The sequence below is a fragment of the Baaleninema sp. genome (genome assembly GCF_049974805.1).
Taxonomy (GTDB): domain Bacteria; phylum Cyanobacteriota; class Cyanobacteriia; order Cyanobacteriales; family Geitlerinemataceae; genus Baaleninema.
This window is the reverse complement of the sequence record NZ_JBNGCO010000008.1, coordinates 56,063-73,661: the sequence shown is the minus strand read 5'-3', so window position 1 is coordinate 73,661 and position 17,599 is coordinate 56,063. Positions and strand designations below refer to the sequence as shown.

The window sequence follows — 17,599 nt, the reverse complement described above, 5'->3', positions numbered from 1 at the left end:
ACAGCTCGATGAAGCCATCGCCGCCTACGAAAGAGCCATCGAACTCGACTCCAATAATGCTTACGCTTACAACAATCTCGGGAATGCCCTGAGCGACCGAGGACAGCTCGATGAAGCCATCGCCGCCTACGAAAGAGCCATCCAACTCGACCCAGAATTTCCCCAAGCCATCACCAACTTGCGAGAAGCGCAACGTCTCCTGGCCCTCCGTGACAACCCCCTGCCCCCGGAACCCCGCGAACGCCTGCCCAATGCCGAGGACGACCCCCTCTTTCCCCTGCAACGTTCCGTCGTTCTCATCCTTGCCCAAACTTCCACAGGTCGCCAACAGGGGACAGGTTGGGTCGTGCAACGCCAGGGCAACACCACCCTCATCGTCACCAATCGCCATGTGGTCTCCGACAAGGAGGGAAGCCAACGCCCCAGCGAGTCCATTGAAGTGGAACTCTACAGTTACAACGAACCGGAACACCGCCTGCGGTTCCCTGCCCGTATCCGATATATCACCGCCCCCCACGACCTGCTCGATTTAGCGGTGTTGGAAGTTAACGACCTGCCCGAAGACATCGAACCCCTGCCCCTCGGCGCCACCCCTCCCATCGATGCCGATATTCGCATCATCGGCCATCCCATCACGGGCAATCCCTGGAGTTTCCTGCGGGGTTATATTTCTTCCCTCGCCACCGCCGATGACCAACAAAACCTGCAAATTGGCGGAGCCGACCTCGCTGTTGGCAATTCCGGCGGACCGGTTTTATACGAGGAGGAAGTGGTGGGGTTGATAGTCACTATCAACGGACAAGCCGCCGCCAGCCCGGAAACCGCTGGCGATGCTATTGGCGGGTACGGGTTCGCCTATCCCATCGAAACGGTTTTGCAGCAGTTACAAGCATGGGGGGTTTTACGGTGAACCGCGAACCGTTCGGTTAGGAAACCCGGTTTTTTGGGGTAGGGGCGCAACCGTTGGCTCCTTTGAAAACGGAATTTCCTTCAAACCGGGTTTCTGCGTCAGTCCTCTACTTTTGCTAAATTCCTTGAACTTGTGATGAAATTCAAACTTCTGTTTCCCAGTGTGTGGCTTCTCGCAGCCGGGTTTTTCGCCAGTTCCGCCGCTGCGAATCCCTGTCCGAGCAATCTATCTGACCCCCTGGCGTACCAACGTCACCACAATCCCGACCGCTGTGAGGGCATTCGCCGCCAAAATATCAGTTCTTCTTTCAGTTGGGTTTCCTTCGCCACGTCTAACCTGCGTCGGTACGGTTCCACCCTCCGCCTGAAACTGCCGGAAGTCGGCGAGAATCCTACGCTCACGGTTCGCGCTTACAGTCGCCGCTATCAACTCGACCCTTTGGAGTTTCAACCGCGCGGTGATTGGTATGAGTTTAGTTTGCAAACGGACATTCTGCAACAAGCTCATGTTGCTCCTGAGAGTCTGCGAGCCATTGCTAGTTTACCGGGCAGTCAACCCATCTACGTTCCGGTGGTTATCGATTCGCCTTCTCCCCGCTATAATTTTGTGTTTTACTCCCCCAGTCGGGCGATTGTTCGGTCTTTTGAACAAAAATAGCGACGCATTCTCCCACCTCGCGCCCTCGCAGGTGGGGGTCAAGGAGCCGCCGAACTGACTCTAAAAGCCTTGGGGTATCATACCGTTATGGCAACAAAGAAACCCACATCAATCATCCGTACAGACAAATGGAATCTTAACCCGACAGCCAAGCAGCGAGTTCTGCTGAGCCAAACGGTTAAGGTCTACCGTCGTGTCTGTCGGCATTTGATGGGAATTCTCTTAACCCATTGGTCATCTCTAGGGGGGTTATCCAGTCAAAAACGGGTTCTAGCCGTCGAGAAACTCATTCACCGAACCGCCAAGAACCCCAACCCCAAATACCGGTTATTTGACCAGACCTTTTACAAATTCCCCAGCTACTACCGAAGAGCCGCCATCGTTTTCGCGGCTGGCCAAGTCAGTAGCTACATGAGCCGGTATCGGGAATGGCAATCGGGAACTCGTCAACGTCGTGATGCCAAACCTCCAGGCCTCAATCCCAACAGTGGCTGTTATCCCACCCTGTATAAAGGTCAATGCTATAAACTGCATGGCTATGACCGCATCGAAATCAAGGTCTTTAACGGAACCGATTGGGTTTGGACAACCGTTGGGATAACGGGCTTACGAGAACGACATACCGTAGACAGCAACACGCTGCTGTCACCCTCCCTCATTTTCAATGAGCAGAAAAGGGTTTGTCACCTATCGGTTCCCTTTGAGTGCCATCCCCCCCAACGGGAGGGAGATGGCAATGTGGTGAGTGTTGACCTGGGTATCAACACCACCGCGACCGTGGCAGTCGTGAATTTCGACGGCACTGTAATCCACCGGGAGTTTATTCATCCGGGGAGAGACATAGATTGTCGAGATAAGCGGCTGAAATCGGTATCCAAACGAGCCAGCCAAACGATGGGTAACGGTGGACGCCTCCAAAAAGGCTTCTGCTCCCATACCTACCGAAAATGTCGTAACATCAACCGTCAAATCGGGCAGATTGTCTCGAAGCGTATCGTGCAGATTGCCCGACACTTTAACGCTGATGCCATTGTCTTTGAGAACCTCAAAGGATGGAAAGCTAGAGGTGGACGAAAACGGTCTAACCTACGTCAACGCTTTCATGGATGGCTTAAGGGGATGATTCGAGAGTTGACGGAGATGAAGTGGCAAGAGATGGGCGGTCAGGTGATTGATGTCGTTGCTGCCTATACCTCAAAGCTGGCTTATGACGGCAGTGGAGTGGTGCGGCGCGACTCCAAAAACTATGCCCTGGCTAAATTTACTTCGGGCAAGCGATACAATGCCGACCTCAATGGGGCGCTCAATATTGCTGCCCGAGGGATTCTTCAGCTCACTCGCCGAAAGGACAGTGAGGAGTGTTCCAGCCAAAGACCTGGACATTCGCCTAGAAGCTGGGCTTGTTTGTGTGACCTGTGGACTAGCACAGTCCCAGGTTAGCACCGACACCCCCACCTCGCCCAAGGCAGGTGGGGTGAGCTTCATGTTCGCCGCAACAACCAAGTGATTTACCGTGACAGTCGCCCCAATCCGAGAGATGGCGAAATTAGTTTTACTTGGGACGGACGAAATCAACCGACGGGACTTTATCAGTTAGGGGTGGAGGCGGAAATTCACCAACGGGGAATGCGTCCGGAAACGGTCACGCGAAACTTCCTGTTTCGTCACAATCCCGATTGGTTATCTCAATGAGGTGTTGGGATATCGTAATATCTTAAGGAATTTGCAAGGAAATCCCATTTCGGTCAATTGCTGTGTCAAATCTCCGGTATCTTTGGGATTTCGGGGATTTAAGGATACCTTCGTTAAGCAATTTTGTGAGAGATACTTGACTGCTTCGCTATGCTAATCTGTCATGAGATTTAAATTCTTTCGTCAAGTCCGGTTCCGGTTAAGGTTCGATGGGTCTAATCTGGTTCGGTTTGCCCGACACAATCATTTCAATTCTAGGATATTCCAAAAAATTAAGCGAATTCTATCTCAATTGTTTGGCAATTTTTCACCGCTGCTAACGGTTTTAATTGCCGGAATTGGAAAATTTTTAGCGAGAATTAGTCGTGCTGTTGGTCGTTACTATTATCGCCTTCGTTCTGCCAAACAACGCTATTCAAATTCTCCTATTTCTCCGGAAGACCTCTATCCTTTTGAGGCCAAACCCAAAGTTGTTCGCTCTTTTCTCAAAAATCACGTCCCTCATATTCTGGCGTCGCTTTTTGTGATTGCTGCATTTTTATTTATTATCTTATTTTTCTATCCCGTTCCTACGCCGTTTGAAGGTAATATTATTAGCGAGCAGGTTAGCTTTGTCTATCGAGGGAAACCCGATAAGCTGTTTTTGAACTCGATGCGAGAACTCCAACGGCTTGAGTTTGAGGGGATTCAAGAGGTGGAAATTTTCGGTGAGTTTCGCTCGGCGGAAAAAATCGAAGGGTTAGAAACGCTCAATCAGTTAACAATTTCCCTACAATATCCCGACAGTAAGTTTATTTTGGAAGGCGTTGGGTTAGACGCGGCGAGTCAACTGGAACTGGATTCGCTTCGTTTGCAACCGAAAACGGCGGTTCGACAGTTAACTTATTATCCCGAACGCCAGGAACTCTCGTTTGAGATGGAGATTCTTGAAGATGACAAACAACAAGGTGAAGAACAACAGATTCCGGTGAAACTTTTTGTTGGGGAAAATCCCCTGAAAGTCATCGTCGAGGGTGCTTATATTTCTCAATTGGATTCTGACAACACTGAAGACAATCTTGAAAATCAGTATCGGGTTCGCGAATTGGAGTGGACTCCTTGGATTTCGGAGTTACTTTTGTCGTTCGATCGAACGACTCAGGTTAATATTGGATTACCGGAAATTGAGGGGAATCGAGATCGGGAATGGTTTTGGGGAAATTTGGCGGTGACGGATGTGGACTTTAGCCGCAGGCTCATGAGGGATGATTTAGACGATACTCTCGAAATTTCGACGATTTTGGAAGGACAAATTCATTTTTTGAACCAGTTGTTAACGTTGGAGTCGGAGCAGTTTCTGATTCTTCCCGAACCGTCTTCTATTGAAAGATTATCTCGGTTGGAGCTTCACCCGCAGTCTCCGCCGGGGTTGCAGGTTCGCTTGAATGGTAAGACGGATCGAATTGCGGTGGGAATTGACCCCAATTTTCCGGTGAGTCGCCTGAAGTCGAATGTTTGGGAACAGCGGCTTCCTCGGGAGTTGGTGGGGGTTTTGTTGACGATTTGTTCGGTGGCGATCGGTTATTTGATTCCGTGGATTTTTACGTAGGGGTTGCGGTTTTGTTAAAGTTTTGAGGAAATCTGGCTTTGGCTGAGGTGAGTTGTTCTCCGTTTGAAGCACTCTCCTTTACCAAGGACTGCCGATGGCCGTAAAGGCAGCCCAAAAATAGGGATGGTCGAGAGTGCGATCGCGAAAAGGTCCCAAATCCGGCGGTAGCGGAATCGTCCCCCCTGAATATAGCAACTGTCCGTTTTCGATACGAACCTCACCTCGCCACATAGCCACTTGAGCCCGTCGCAGGGCTTCCGCCTTGATGGGTGCTGTTTTTAATTGATAGTAAAACTCGGTCATCAATGCCAGAGTCCCGATATCGCTGACGTACCACAAACTGGCTAAGGCGGTTTTGACGCCGGATTTCACGGCGAACCCTGCAAATCCTAATTCTGCCTCCTCGCTACCGATGGCGGTGCGACAGGCACTCAATACTACCAACTCCACGGGTGGCTCGTTCCAATGGAGACGACGCAGGCGATCGAGTCCTAACCGGGTATTCCACAATTGAATGTAAGAGTTCGCGAGGCTTCCCCCTGTAAACTCACCGTGGGTGGCTAAATGAACGATAGGAACCGGACGGCGATCGCGCTGAGCTTGTAAATTTTCTAATGTAAACCGATCGTTGAGAAAGGTTCGTCCTGGAAACATCTCCGTCACGATTTCCACTTCCAACGGAACCGCCGGGAGGGGTTGTTGCGTCTCGAACCGCGAGGCTCCCATCGCCAGCACTTCCTCATCTCGAATATCGCGATAGCGGGTATCGACGAGGTTCACGCTGGGAATCAACCCCAAGGCGAACCGTTCTACTAAGAAGCGATCGCCGTCGAACAACGCTGCAATGGGAATCCCTCGCAAACCGCGATCGAGCGCAAATACGATCGTATCGGTTTCCAACCGTTCCAAATCTGGTAAAATTGGCGCCACCATCCAATCGTAGAGTTGTTGAGCGGGGGTTCGGTATGTTTGGCGGCGACGCAAACGGGGATCGATCGTGTTTTCGAGGAGTTGCCGTTTTGCAGTTTCTAGAGCCTCAGCAGAAGGAAGATCGACGGAACGATAAATGGCGTCGCCGTCTGGGGGAATCGCCACTAAATCCAGGCGAGCGTCCCGTTGCAGAACGTACAAAACCGTCGGCGTATTGCCCGTTTCCGCCGCCAGAGTTTCCAGGCGATTTTGAATTTCGGGAAGCGACGGTAAGTCCGGCGCCGTCTCGAGATTGAGGTAGTCTGCGAATTCTCCAGAAAAGAGAATTTCAATGGACGCCACGGCGGTATCGAAATCGCCAATCGACAACCGCTCGAAAATCTCGAATCGATCGAATCCCACAATACTGGAACGTCTCGGTTGTCGTAAGAGCGATCGCACCTCCGCCACAGGAGATGTGACATCCACTTCTTGAGGAAACTGTCCCTGTAAATCGGTCACGATACGACGAGACGTCGCGGTGGGAACCTCCTCGGAAAACGGTTCTGAAGTCGGTTCTGGAGTGGGTATGGGAGTCGGTACCGGAGTCGGTTCTGGAGTGGGTATGGGAGTCGGTTCTGGAGTGGGTATGGGAGTCGGTTCTGGAGTGGGTATGGGAGTCGGTTCTGGAGTCGGTTCTGGAGTCGGTACCGGAGTCGGTACCGGAGTCGGTTCTGGCGTGGGAGTGGGAATTGGTGTCGGCGTGGGATTGGGATTAATTTGAATCGTCTCGCGAATTTCCGAACCGGGAATCACCGTCACTGGAAAAATCGTGCGATCGGGCGATTCGATTCCCGTGGTAATTGCCCCTTGCGTGCCGTTTTCCGAAGCATTCCCCACAATAAAGGGGATATCGAGGGCTTCTCCCCCGTGGAAAATTAAAACCGACCCGGATTCCGTCCCTCCAGCCGCCGAAATACTGGCAAAAACATTATTGCGATCGACAAATCCCTCTGTAACCCGTAAAAATTGCCCCGCATTAATTTCCACAGACCCCCCACTCGTCCCGCCTTGCGCGTCGATGGCGGTCAGTTCCACATCAGCGACTCCCGATAAAAAGACGTTTCCCCCAGGTCCTTGAAGACTGGATGCGAGAATCCGTTCGGCGGTGAAAATCCCTTGACTCGTCACCGACAGCTCGCCGCCAGCGAGTTCCCCTCTGGCGTCGAGGTCTCCTATTTCCAACCCAAACCCGAGGTCGAAGCGAATTTCGCCCCCCGTACCGCCTTCAGAACTCACATCGACAAAAATGCCCTCCAACCCTCCCGGCGAGGCTGTAACGGTCACAGAGCCACCGCTGAGGGAACCGCTGGCGTCGATACCATCGACCGTAATTCCCTCTGCGCCGTCGAAGACAATATCGCCCCCCGTTCCTTGAGAAGAAGCCGCCGTCACCGTTTCGGCGACCAACTCCCCACTCTCCAGCGTCACCGAAACCCCACCGCCAGAGAGTCCACCGCTGGCGTCGATCGACTCGATCGCCGCGTCCGAATTCGACCAAACCGCCACGTCGCCGCCAGTTCCCGCACGGGAACTCGTATCGATTTCCGCTGCGGTGACATTCCCCGAACTCTCGATCGCCACCGTACCGCCCGCCTCGAGTCCCGTTGCCAAAACCACTGCGGTCAACTGCAAATCCTCCGCCGCAGACAGCGTAACGTTTCCCCCCGTACCGTCCCGGGCGGAGGTATCGATCGCCCCGCCGATTAAGCTTCCCGAGCGACTTTCCAGCGTCACCTCACCGCCAAGTTGCCCCCCACTGGCGAGAATTTCGCCGATCGCCACCTCGCCGTCCGCCACCAGCGAAATATCGCCCCCCATACCGTTAGTTTGGCTAGAATCGAGGCGTCCGAGAATCTCGATCGAGCCATTGCCACTCGTCAGAGCGATCGATCCCCCGTCCGTCACCACCTCATCGAGAATAATATTTCCCGACGCCTCCACCCTCGCCGGGCCGCCGGGAACGACCACGCGATCGAGACTGACCCCCGAAAACGCCGAAATACCGGGGGTCGTCACCTGCGTATCCCCAACCGACGCATCCGGTGGAATCGTCGGGGCGTCCGTCAGCCTCGCCAAATCCGCCCGTAAAATCAACGCCGGACTTCCCGTGAGAATTTCCAAATCCGGGTCGGACACCGTCAGCATCGTATCCGGTCCAGTAATCGTCACCGTTCCGCCCGAAATTCCCCCTTGCGCCTCAATTTTCAGCGACACCCCCGTATAGTCCCCAAAAAACACATCGCCCGCCGCCCGAATAATCGGATCGTAAAGACTGACGAACCGTCCCGGTTGCATCGCCGTATCCACCATCGAAAACCGTCCGCCGCTGAAAAAGTGGGCGTCGCCGGAGATGGTGCCATCGCTCACCAGCGTGAGGTTTCCGCCGCTGACGAAGGGAACGAGGGGATGGTTGAGAGCGAGGAGATCGATACCGCGAGTTCCTTGAATCCACAAATCGCCCCCCGCGTGCAGAGAAACGGGATGGGCGAAGCTATCGCGAACAATAACAGTATTTCCCGCCCGGAGGCCCATTGACCCCGAACTTTCAAGAGTCGTTTCCGTCAATACAATATTATTGGCGGCGCGAATTAACACATCGCCGGTTTGCAGGGCAGCAGCGTCAGAGTTGGGCTGTGCGATCGCCACATCTCCCAGTTCGACAGGTAAATTCGCCCCCGACAACAGAACGCGATCGTCAGAAGTCACGGAAATTTGGCTGGCGTGACCGAGATTTCCCCCCGTCAACAGTTCCGGTAACGAGAGAATTTCGCCCGGGGACAACGGCGACGACCGAGGGAGTTCCAAACTCAGCAAATTCCCCGGAACGCTCAACCGAACCCGGTTCGTTCCCGCCACCGCCGTCACAACAATTGCGCCGTCGGGGGCGGCGAGTTCTCCAGAGTTGACGACGGTTCCCCCCAGCAATCCCAGTTGAAACCCCGGCGAAACCGCGAGGTTGGCTGTATTAATAATAGAAGCGGGTCGAGCCGTATCGAAGCGAAAGGCGTTCGGCGTTCCCACGAGGGCGGCGTAATCGTTGTCAGAGAAGACCTCGAACCAACCGGACTCGAAGCCAAGGGCGTCGGCGGTACTGGCGACGAAAGAGGCGGGGACGTTGAGTTGAGCGTTCGGACCGAAGACAATTCCCGCCGGATTGAGCAGGAACAAATTGGAGTTACCCCCCGTCACTTGCAGCAACCCATCGACAAACGAGGGACTGCCGCCGGAGACGCGCCCCAAGACGTTACGAATTTGGGGAGTCGATCGAAAATCGGCAGTTTGGCCGGTGTCGAGTCCGAAGGCGTCAAAACTGTGGAAGAGGTTTTGACCGTCAGCCGAACGCTGTCCCCCGTCGATGAGGATGCGATCGCCCTCGAGGGTGACGCGGGTTTGCGTGCCGTCATCGGCCGGAACGATTTGCGATCGAGCCTTGTCCGTTCCCACAAATCCGACGCCGATTCCTCCGAGAACCGCCAAGCTCAGCAGACCAGCGGTTATAATCTTGCCCAAGTGGGAGGAGTCGTCGGGTTCGGCTGGGCAAAAATCCCAAGCGTGCATTTCCAATACATCGCCTCCAACAAGCAACGGCTGAAGTCCGAGATTCGGCGAGACTTACCAAATTTTAGCCTTCCTTTCGGGGCGTTCTCGATTTTTAAAGGCAAGTTAAATCAAAACACCTCGAGGCTTTGAGTGGCGTTGAGGAGTTCGCGAACCGCCTCCGGAGACCATTCTCCCTCGCAACCCCGGCCGGTATTGAGAATCAAGCGCACCCGGTAGGCGTGGGGAAAGCCTTCGGCTTCCATCCACAACCGCTGGCTTTCCACTTCGCAAGCGAGCCGTTCCTCGTCCGAGAGTTCGGCCGCCGCCGCTTGCATAGTTTCTTTGAGTTGTACGAGCAACCGTCGAAAATCTTCAAATTCCGCGTGCGTTAACTCGAACGCCCAATCGTCACTACCGACGAGGGCAACAAAAACAGAAGTTTCGTCGTCAGAGGGGGAAGCTGCCGGGGGACGGTAGCCCAAACGCCAGCCCCGTCCGCGTTTGAGAATGGAGTTCGTCACAGTACCAGGAGTTCTCAGGGTCGCCACAACGGACTTTTACCCTATCACGGCGCGCGATCGCTTCAACGTTGCCGGAAAAGCTTCCGGAAACCTTAAGTAAAATCACGTAAGCATCATGACGGTCGTGCCAAGTTAAACTTTCGGTAAAGAATTCGTATAAATACGCAAGCTGCCATAAAGTTTTTGCAAAGAGTCTGCGCAGATCCTTGACGGTTTCGTGTCGGCTTGAGAGGCTTGAGTTAACGGCTCGCGCAGCGAACGAAAAACACGAACACAAGCCTCGTCTCGAGGCTTCTTTCCCAATTTTGTTCTGTATGAGAGCGTGTAGTTCGAACCCGCTCGAGACTTTCGATCGACTCGTGCGAAACAGCTCGCTTCGCACGAGTAGGGGTAACGCCGCTCGGGTGAATTGGGTATCGAGAGGCACTGAATAGAAACAGTCGCACTCGCTCAGTATTTTCAACCAGTTAGGTGCGAACAATGGCTAAGGTACTTTCCCTGCCCGTTCCTCAACACTGTATTCCCAAAAAACACATCGTGGGATCGCCGATCTCGGCACTCAGTTGCGAACGGCAGATGCAAATTATACTTTCCTGGGCAAGCCATCGGGAAAGCCGCACGGTTTGTGTGGCGAACGTCCATATGTTAATGGAAGCGCACTCGAACCCGTCCTTTGCCACGGTTTTAGAACGCGCCGACCTCGTAACCCCTGACGGAATGCCCTTAGTCTGGATGCTCCGCTTGTTAGGCGCTTCCGGTCAAGACCGCGTGGCGGGTATGGACGTTCTCTATAGTCTGTGCCAGCAGGCTCCGAAATACGGCGTCAGCGTGTATTTCTTAGGGTCTCACCAAGCAATTCTCGATCGCATGAAACGGCGACTCGATCGAGAGTATCCCGAATTAGAGATTGCGGGAATGGAACCGTTACCGTTCCGTCCCCTGACCCCCGAGGAAGACGAAGAACTGGTCGATCGAATCGAAAAAAGCGGTGCGGGTATCGTATTCTTGTCCCTGGGCTGCCCCAAACAGGAAACCTGGATCGAAGCCCACCGCGATCGCATCAACGCCGTCTCCATTGGCGTCGGCGGTGTCTTTCCCGTCTATGCCGGACTGCACCGACACGCGCCCCTCTGGGTACGAGAATCGGGCTTCGAGTGGTTGTATCGTCTGATTCAAGAACCCCGCCGCCTGTGGCGTCGCTACGCCGTCACGATTCCGCCGTTCCTGTTTTTGGCAGGAAAACAACTGGCTTTACACTACGGCCGCCAAGTCTGGAATCGAGTGCGATCGCACTTCCAAGCCCGAGACCAGTTCCGCGAAGACGAGTTACGCGCTCGTCGCATCGGGCGCCTGTTACTGGAAGCGGGGTTGATTTCCCCCGAACAAGTGAAAGCCGTCCTCGAGGCTCAATCTCGCGAACATCCCGAGCTGCGCTTCGGCGAAATTCTCTCCCAGCGAGGTTGGCTCAAACAAGAAACGGTGGATTTCTTCGCCGAAGAACTGCCGACGCTGTCGGAAATGCCCACTCAATCTCCCATCGGCTACTATCTCAAATCGGCGGCATTGCTCGACGACCGCCAAATCGACGAAATTTTAGCTGCCCAACAGCACGTCGGCTTACGGTTCGGTGAAGTGGCCGTCTTAATGGGATGGGTCAAACAGGAAACCATCGATTTGCTGTTACGTTTCACCCATAACGAAACCTCTTTTTCTCCCGTGATGTATCTCAAATCCAGTTAAAAGTTTGCCCCTAAAATCGTTCAGGAGTCTTCGCCTGGGATGTTGCAACATCCCAGGCTTTTTTGGCTTTAACGAGCGTCAATCCAATAAATCTCGACGGGGATTAAAGCTTTCTAACTGCCGTAACTTTTCATAGAGTTCCCGTTCGGCCGCATCGATTTCCTTCGGCACGACAATTTGAATTTCCACCAACTGATCGCCCCGTTTTCCGCCGCGCGTCGGATAGCCCTTACCGGACAATCGCAACCGCTGGCCGGACTTGACCCCTTGCGGCAACGTCATCCGTACCAAACCGTCGAGGGTCGGCACTTCCACCGAAGTCCCCAACACCGCTTCCGAGGGCGTCACGGGTAACTGACAGACGATATCGTTGCCTTCGGTGCGGAAAAAGCCGTGAGGGGCTACCGTAATTTTCAAATACAAATCGCCGCCGTTTTCCCCTTGACCTTTCAAGCGAATGCGCTGGCCGCTCACCATTCCCGGCGGCATATTCACCTCGAGCGATCGACCGTCTTCAAGGCGAATGCGTTCTCTGCCTCCCGTATACGCCTTTTCCAGCGGCAGCGTCAAACGAGCTTCAATATCGCGGGGGGTCGGACGAGATACCGTATAGGCGGTTTTCGTCGTCCGCCGACGAAAAGCGTCTCGAGAATCCACCCGTACCCGCGTCCCCGGCGGAGGCGGGGCGTCCGTGCGAGCCGTGGCGCGATTGGCGCGGCGGTTGAGCAGGTCGTCGAGAAAACTGTTGAAATCCGCGTACTGCTCGAAATGGGGTTCCGCCGTCGCCGTCCCGTTGCGGGAGGCGCGAGCGGGTTTGCGTCTCGTCTTCTTCTGAGAAATAAATCGACTGAACTGGTCGTATTGCTGCCGTTTCTCGGGGTCGGAAAGGATATTGTAGGCTTCGCCGATATCCTTAAACCGTTCTTCAGCGGACTTATCGCCAGGATTGAGGTCGGGGTGGTACTTCCGGGCGAGGCGTCGGTACGATCGCTTGATATCTGCGGTTGAAGCGTCTCGGGGAACTCCCAGTATTTTGTAGTAGTCTCGGAAGTTTTGCATATCGCCTGATTACGGAAAACGAGATGATGGGGTGAGGAGATGATGGGGTGAGGAGATGATGGAGTGAGGAGATGATGGGGCGAAGTAGGGTGTGTGACGCAGGCCGGAAATGATGTCGAAGTCAGGTTAATGGACTGTTACCGAGTCACGCACCGCCGCCAGGTAAGGAAGAGGGAAAAGTGAAGACAATTTACCGTTTCTCCCTATCCCTTCACCCCATCATCCCGATCGCACCATCATCTCCCCATCGTGGCTAGAACCAATCTTCATCGTCGCCCCAATCTTCATCGTAGGCGTTGGTTCGCGCGATGCGGGAAGTACGATTGCGGGGGGGACGGGGCGGACGCCGTTGTTCCAAGCCGTAGTTGGGATCTTCCTCGCCGACGAAGGTGCGCCGAATGTTCTCGAAAATGCCGTCTCCTTCGCCGTCGAGAGAGTATTCAGAAATTTCTCGATTGAGTTCGTAGAGGGCATCTTGGAGACTGGCCGAGGCCATGTCGAGACCGCGATCGTCGTTGCGGGCCAGGCTGTCTCGCAGTTCGCGCACCAGGGCTTCGATGCGCCGTCTCTGACCCTGGGCGAAGGAGAGTCCGAAATCGAGGGCGATCGATCGCAGTTCCCGTTCGGCCCGGGCGGCCAGGGTTTCGGCGCGGTTGCGGCGATCGACCTTTTCCCGACGCAATCGATCGGTTTCGGCAAATTTCTCCGCTTGACGGATGGCGTTTTGGATTTCCCCTTCGTTGAGGGTAGAAGCCCCTTGAATGGTGATACTTTGCTCCCGTCCGGTGGCGCGATCGAGGGCGCTCACTTGTAAAATACCATTCGCGTCGATATCGAAAGACACTTGAATTTGAGGAACCCCTCGCGGCGCCGGGGGAATCCCCGTCAGCTTGAACCGTCCCAGAGATTTGTTATCGCCAGCCATTTCCCGTTCTCCCTGGACGACGTGAATCTCGACTTGACTTTGATTGTTTTCCGACGTCGAAAAAATATCCGATCGCCGCACAGGAATCGTCGTATTGCGGGGAATCAACTTCTTCATCACGCCGCCGATGGTTTCTAACCCCACCGAAAGGGGCGTTACGTCCAAAAGCAGCACGTCGGGAATGTCCCCTTCCAAGATAGCCGCTTGCACGGCCGCCCCCACCGCCACCACTTCGTCGGGGTTGACGTTTTGGTTGGGTTCCTTGCGAATCATGTTACGGACGAGATCCTGTACCATCGGCATTCGCGTCGAACCGCCCACTAACACCACTTCGTCGATTTGACGGGGGTGCAGTCCCGCATCGAGAACCGCCTGTTTCACCGGAAGGCGCAAGCGACGCATTAAATCCCCGCAGCGACTCTCGAACTCCCCTCGCGTCAAGCGGGTTTCGATATGTTTGGGACCGTCTTCCGTGGCGGTAATGAAGGGAAGGTTGATATCTGTGACGCCGACGCCGCTGAGTTCGATTTTGGCCTTTTCCGCCGCTTCCGTCAGCCGTTGTAGGGCTTGGCGATCGCGCCGCAGGTCGATGTTTTCGGTTTCTAAAAACTGTTCGGCCAGCCAATCGACGATTTTTTTATCGAAGTCGTTACCGCCGAGTTGCGTGTCGCCGCTGGTGGCTTTGACTTCAAACACGCCGTCGCCGACTTCCAACACCGAAACGTCGAAGGTGCCGCCGCCGAGGTCGAAGACTAAAATGGTTTCGCTTTCGGCGCGATCGAGACCGTAAGCTAAAGAAGCCGCCGTCGGTTCGTTGAGAATGCGTTTGACTTCCAATCCCGCAATCCGTCCGGCGTCCCGAGTCGCTTGGCGTTGGGAGTCGTTGAAATAGGCCGGAACGGTAATGACCGCCCCCGTTACCTCTTCTCCGAGGTAGCGACTGGCTTCGTCGGCCAGTTTTCGCAGAATCATCGCCGACAGTTCTTCCGGGGCGAAATCCCGTTTCAGCCGAGGACAGGCCACTTTCACGTTGCCGAACTCGTCCCGGCGGATGGTATAGGGGACGCGCTTGGAAATGGGGTCGAGTTCGGTGTACTTGCGCCCGACATAGCGTTTGATGCCGTAAAAGGTATTTTGCGGGTTGAGGACGGTTTGTCGTCGCGCCAGTTGTCCCACCAAACGCTCGCCGTCCTTGCTGAATCCCACCACGGAAGGGGTAGTCCGCATTCCTTCTGAGTTCGCGATAACCACGGGTTTTCCGCCTTCCATCACGGCGACTACTGAATTGGTTGTCCCCAGGTCAATGCCGACGACTCTTCCCATGATGCTTTTGTTGTCTCCTCGTCGTGTTTCGGTCTACAACCGGAATTGACGCTCCTCCGGCTACGGTTTCATTGTAAGAACTTGTGTGGCGCTGCGGTCGGCGACCGACAGACGGCTCGTCACAACTCTTTCACATTGTTTTTAAGTTGGTCTTTAAGTATTGTATCTTGCGCTCGTGGTCGCGTCGGAGGTGAAATTGCCGTCCCTAGCTGAGGAAATTTCCGGGGGCGTCCTCGCTCGATCGAATAATCGGCTATCATCATTTCGAGTGTTGGGAGGCGAGACGATCGATGATGGGGACTTCAAACAACCACTTCCAGACGGATAATCCGCAACTTCAGGAGATTTCGCAACGAGTTCGAGCGATCGCCCGAGAGTGCGACGGCGACGCCAAAGCTTTGCTGGATTTGTTACGCTTGCTCGAATGTTTGCATCGCGAAATTTGTGAGGAACAGTTTCAACCGGCTTTGCCTCAAACCCGACAGTCCCTTTACGCTTGTCTGCGAGAAATTGAGTTGAAAGGCGGGTGGCCTTATATTCCCCGGATGCGGATGAGAACGCTTTTAGCTCATATCGAAGCCTTGTCTGAGGAAGATAAGGATAACTAGGGCAAAACCACCACCTAAACCTTGTTTGGCCGTTATAACTTTCAAAAATCCTCAAATTTAAGGGTTGACAAAATACATATTTTATGTATTCAACACCCGGATGGCGTTGGAGTCGTTTTTGGAAGGAAATTAGATCTGAAACTGCTCGAGTCCCAACTCGATCGATCTCACTCCCGTCAAAGTCGCCAAGCGTTTGCCGTTCCACTCGAGTCCGGTATCGTTACCTTCATCGACCAGTCGGAGTTCCTCGAAAGATAAGCCCTTCCCTAAAACGAGTAAATCTTCACCGACGGTGAAATCAACCACGGTAACGCCGTTGCTGTCGGAGAAGAAGAGGAATCGATCGCGGCCGTCGCCCCCTGCGAGTCGATCGCGGCCGCGATCGCCACTCAAAACATCGTCGCCGTTCCATCCCATCAAGGTATCGTCCCCCTCACCGCCAAAGAGGGTATCGTCGCCATCGCCGCCGCCGACGAAGTCGTTGCCTTGGTTCCCTAAAACTAAATCGTTTCCGGCACCGCCGCACATCATATCGTCACCGTCTTCCGTGCGACTCAAACTGAAGTTCGCCCCGATGAGGGTATCGTCCCCCTCTTCGCCACAAAGAGAGTCGTTGCCGATGTCGCCATATAACAGGTCGTTCCCGGTATTTCCCCAGAGGATATCGTCATTTCGACCGCCGTAGGCGAGATCGTCTCCATCCCCTCCGACGAGGGAGTCGTCAGCTTCGTTACCGGACAGGATATCGTTACCGTCGCCGCCGAAAACGAGATCGCGTCCGCTGGTATCCGGTAAATCGACGAGTCCGCTGCCTCCGGTGAGGGTGTCGTCTCCCGTTCCCCCTACCAGTACGTCGTTGCCGAGATCGCCTCGGAGGTTATCGTTATCGTCGCCGCCGTCGAGGAGGTCGTTATCTCGTCCGCCGAAGAGGGTATCGTTTCCGGTGTCGCCGCTGAGGGTGTCTTCGGCTTCATTACCGGAGAGGATATCGTTCCCCTCGCCGCCGTCAAGTCGATCGCGTCCCTCGGTATCGTCAACGTTTAAGTCGATCGATCGCCCGCTGATGCGATCGTCTCCCGCTTCGCCCATGATGGTATCGCTACCGCGATCGCCCCAAAGGACATCGTTGCCCTGACCGCCGTAGGCGCGATCGTCGTCCTGTCCGGCATACACAGTATCGCTGCCGCCACTTCCGGCGATGACATCTTCCCCTTGGTTGCCGAAACTCTCATCGCCCTCGTCGGGATTGGCAGTCTGTCGATCGACACTTCCCACTAAGATATCGTCGCCGCGATCGCCGATTTGAACGTCTCTTCCAGCACCTCCGGAAATCCAGTCGCCATCCCGTCCGCCGTAAAGAACATCTTCGCCGTTGCCCCCCATCAGGGTATCGGCGTTGGCGTTACCGAACAGAACGTCTGCCCCCTCGCCGCCTTCAATCCAATCGCGACCGGGATCGCTAAAGGTATCGGGATCGCGTTCGTCTCCGGCAAGAGTGTCGTCGCCGAAATCGCCGTGTAACTGGTCGTGGCCGCGATCGCCCCAGATCAGATCGTCGTCTTTGCCGCCCCACACGCGATCGTCGTCTCGGCCGGCGTGAATCGTATCGTTGCCTTCGCTGCCGTTGATAACGTCGTTTCCTTCGTTTCCGGCCAGCCAATCGCGATCGAGATCGCTACCAACCGCCTCGCTACGACTGATGCCACCCACGATAAAGTCGTCGCCGCCTTCGCCTCGGATAATATCGTCACCGTCCATCCCTCGCAGTTCTTCCGGGGCGTCTTCTCCCACAAAACTGTCGTTGTCTGAGGTGCCGAGGCGTCGAGTCGCCACTTGCGGCATCGTCTCGTTAGGGGGTGCCACAGGAACGGACGCCACAAACGCCGTCATCACCTCGAGACTGGGTGCCACAGGTGCCGGCGGACAGCAAGACGGGACTTCTTCGACTTCCGATCCGGGAATGCCGATATCGGGGTCGCGATCGGGATCGGGTTGCGGGTCAGGATCGGGTTGCGGGTCAGGATCGGGTTGCGGGTCAGGATCGGGTTGCGGGTCAGGATCGGG

The 17,599-nt window shown here is 54.8% G+C and carries 12 protein-coding genes; 7 read left to right on the top strand and 5 right to left on the bottom strand.

Annotated features, from left to right (window positions below):
- The 5 genes from ACP5D4_RS03280 to ACP5D4_RS03260 all read left to right on the top strand — a co-directional run.
- Positions 1-910 (top strand): trypsin-like peptidase domain-containing protein (locus ACP5D4_RS03280; RefSeq protein WP_428010194.1); only part of this gene is annotated, 910 nt, incomplete at its 5' end.
- Positions 911-1,045: 135 nt separating this feature from the next.
- The gene (locus tag ACP5D4_RS03275; protein WP_428010193.1) at positions 1,046-1,567 is read left to right on the top strand and encodes a hypothetical protein; all 522 of its coding nucleotides are present in this window, start codon (positions 1,046-1,048) and stop codon (positions 1,565-1,567) included.
- An 87-nt stretch (positions 1,568-1,654) separates the two neighbouring features.
- The gene (locus ACP5D4_RS03270; RefSeq protein WP_428010192.1) at positions 1,655-3,007 is read left to right on the top strand and encodes an IS200/IS605 family accessory protein TnpB-related protein; all 1,353 of its coding nucleotides are present in this window, start codon (positions 1,655-1,657) and stop codon (positions 3,005-3,007) included.
- A gap of 63 nt (positions 3,008-3,070) precedes the next feature.
- Complete coding sequence (locus ACP5D4_RS03265) at positions 3,071-3,259, top strand: hypothetical protein (RefSeq protein ID WP_428010191.1); 189 nt, start codon at positions 3,071-3,073, stop codon at positions 3,257-3,259.
- Between the two features lie 523 nt (positions 3,260-3,782).
- Entirely contained in the window at positions 3,783-4,847 is a 1,065-nt protein-coding gene (locus tag ACP5D4_RS03260) for a hypothetical protein (RefSeq protein WP_428010190.1), read from the top strand.
- A gap of 78 nt (positions 4,848-4,925) precedes the next feature.
- Here ACP5D4_RS03260 and ACP5D4_RS03255 read toward each other — a convergent pair whose 3' ends face one another.
- Together ACP5D4_RS03255 and ACP5D4_RS03250 are read right to left on the bottom strand one after the other, a co-directional pair.
- Complete coding sequence (locus ACP5D4_RS03255; RefSeq protein WP_428010189.1) at positions 4,926-9,377, bottom strand: CHAT domain-containing protein; 4,452 nt, start codon at positions 9,375-9,377, stop codon at positions 4,926-4,928.
- A 110-nt stretch (positions 9,378-9,487) separates the two neighbouring features.
- The gene (locus tag ACP5D4_RS03250) at positions 9,488-9,880 is read right to left on the bottom strand and encodes a DUF1818 family protein (RefSeq protein ID WP_428010188.1); all 393 of its coding nucleotides are present in this window, start codon (positions 9,878-9,880) and stop codon (positions 9,488-9,490) included.
- A 480-nt stretch (positions 9,881-10,360) separates the two neighbouring features.
- Between ACP5D4_RS03250 and ACP5D4_RS03245 the strand changes: the two genes are divergently transcribed.
- On the top strand, positions 10,361-11,620 hold the full coding sequence (locus ACP5D4_RS03245) for a WecB/TagA/CpsF family glycosyltransferase (RefSeq protein WP_428010187.1): 1,260 nt from the start codon (positions 10,361-10,363) through the stop codon (positions 11,618-11,620).
- Between the two features lie 78 nt (positions 11,621-11,698).
- Here the strand turns inward: ACP5D4_RS03245 and ACP5D4_RS03240 are convergent, their stop codons facing one another.
- Together ACP5D4_RS03240 and dnaK are read right to left on the bottom strand one after the other, a co-directional pair.
- Positions 11,699-12,679: a DnaJ C-terminal domain-containing protein gene (locus ACP5D4_RS03240; RefSeq protein ID WP_428010186.1), complete on the bottom strand. Its 981-nt coding sequence runs from the start codon at positions 12,677-12,679 to the stop codon at positions 11,699-11,701.
- A 253-nt stretch (positions 12,680-12,932) separates the two neighbouring features.
- Positions 12,933-14,927, bottom strand: coding sequence for a molecular chaperone DnaK (gene dnaK / locus ACP5D4_RS03235; protein WP_428010185.1), 1,995 nt, complete (start codon positions 14,925-14,927; stop codon positions 12,933-12,935).
- Positions 14,928-15,217: 290 nt separating this feature from the next.
- Between dnaK and ACP5D4_RS03230 the strand changes: the two genes are divergently transcribed.
- Entirely contained in the window at positions 15,218-15,535 is a 318-nt protein-coding gene (locus tag ACP5D4_RS03230; protein ID WP_428010184.1) for a hypothetical protein, read from the top strand.
- 129 nt (positions 15,536-15,664) lie between these two features.
- Here ACP5D4_RS03230 and ACP5D4_RS03225 read toward each other — a convergent pair.
- A partial coding sequence (locus ACP5D4_RS03225; RefSeq protein ID WP_428010183.1) for a calcium-binding protein occupies positions 15,665-17,599 on the bottom strand: 1,935 nt, incomplete at its 5' end.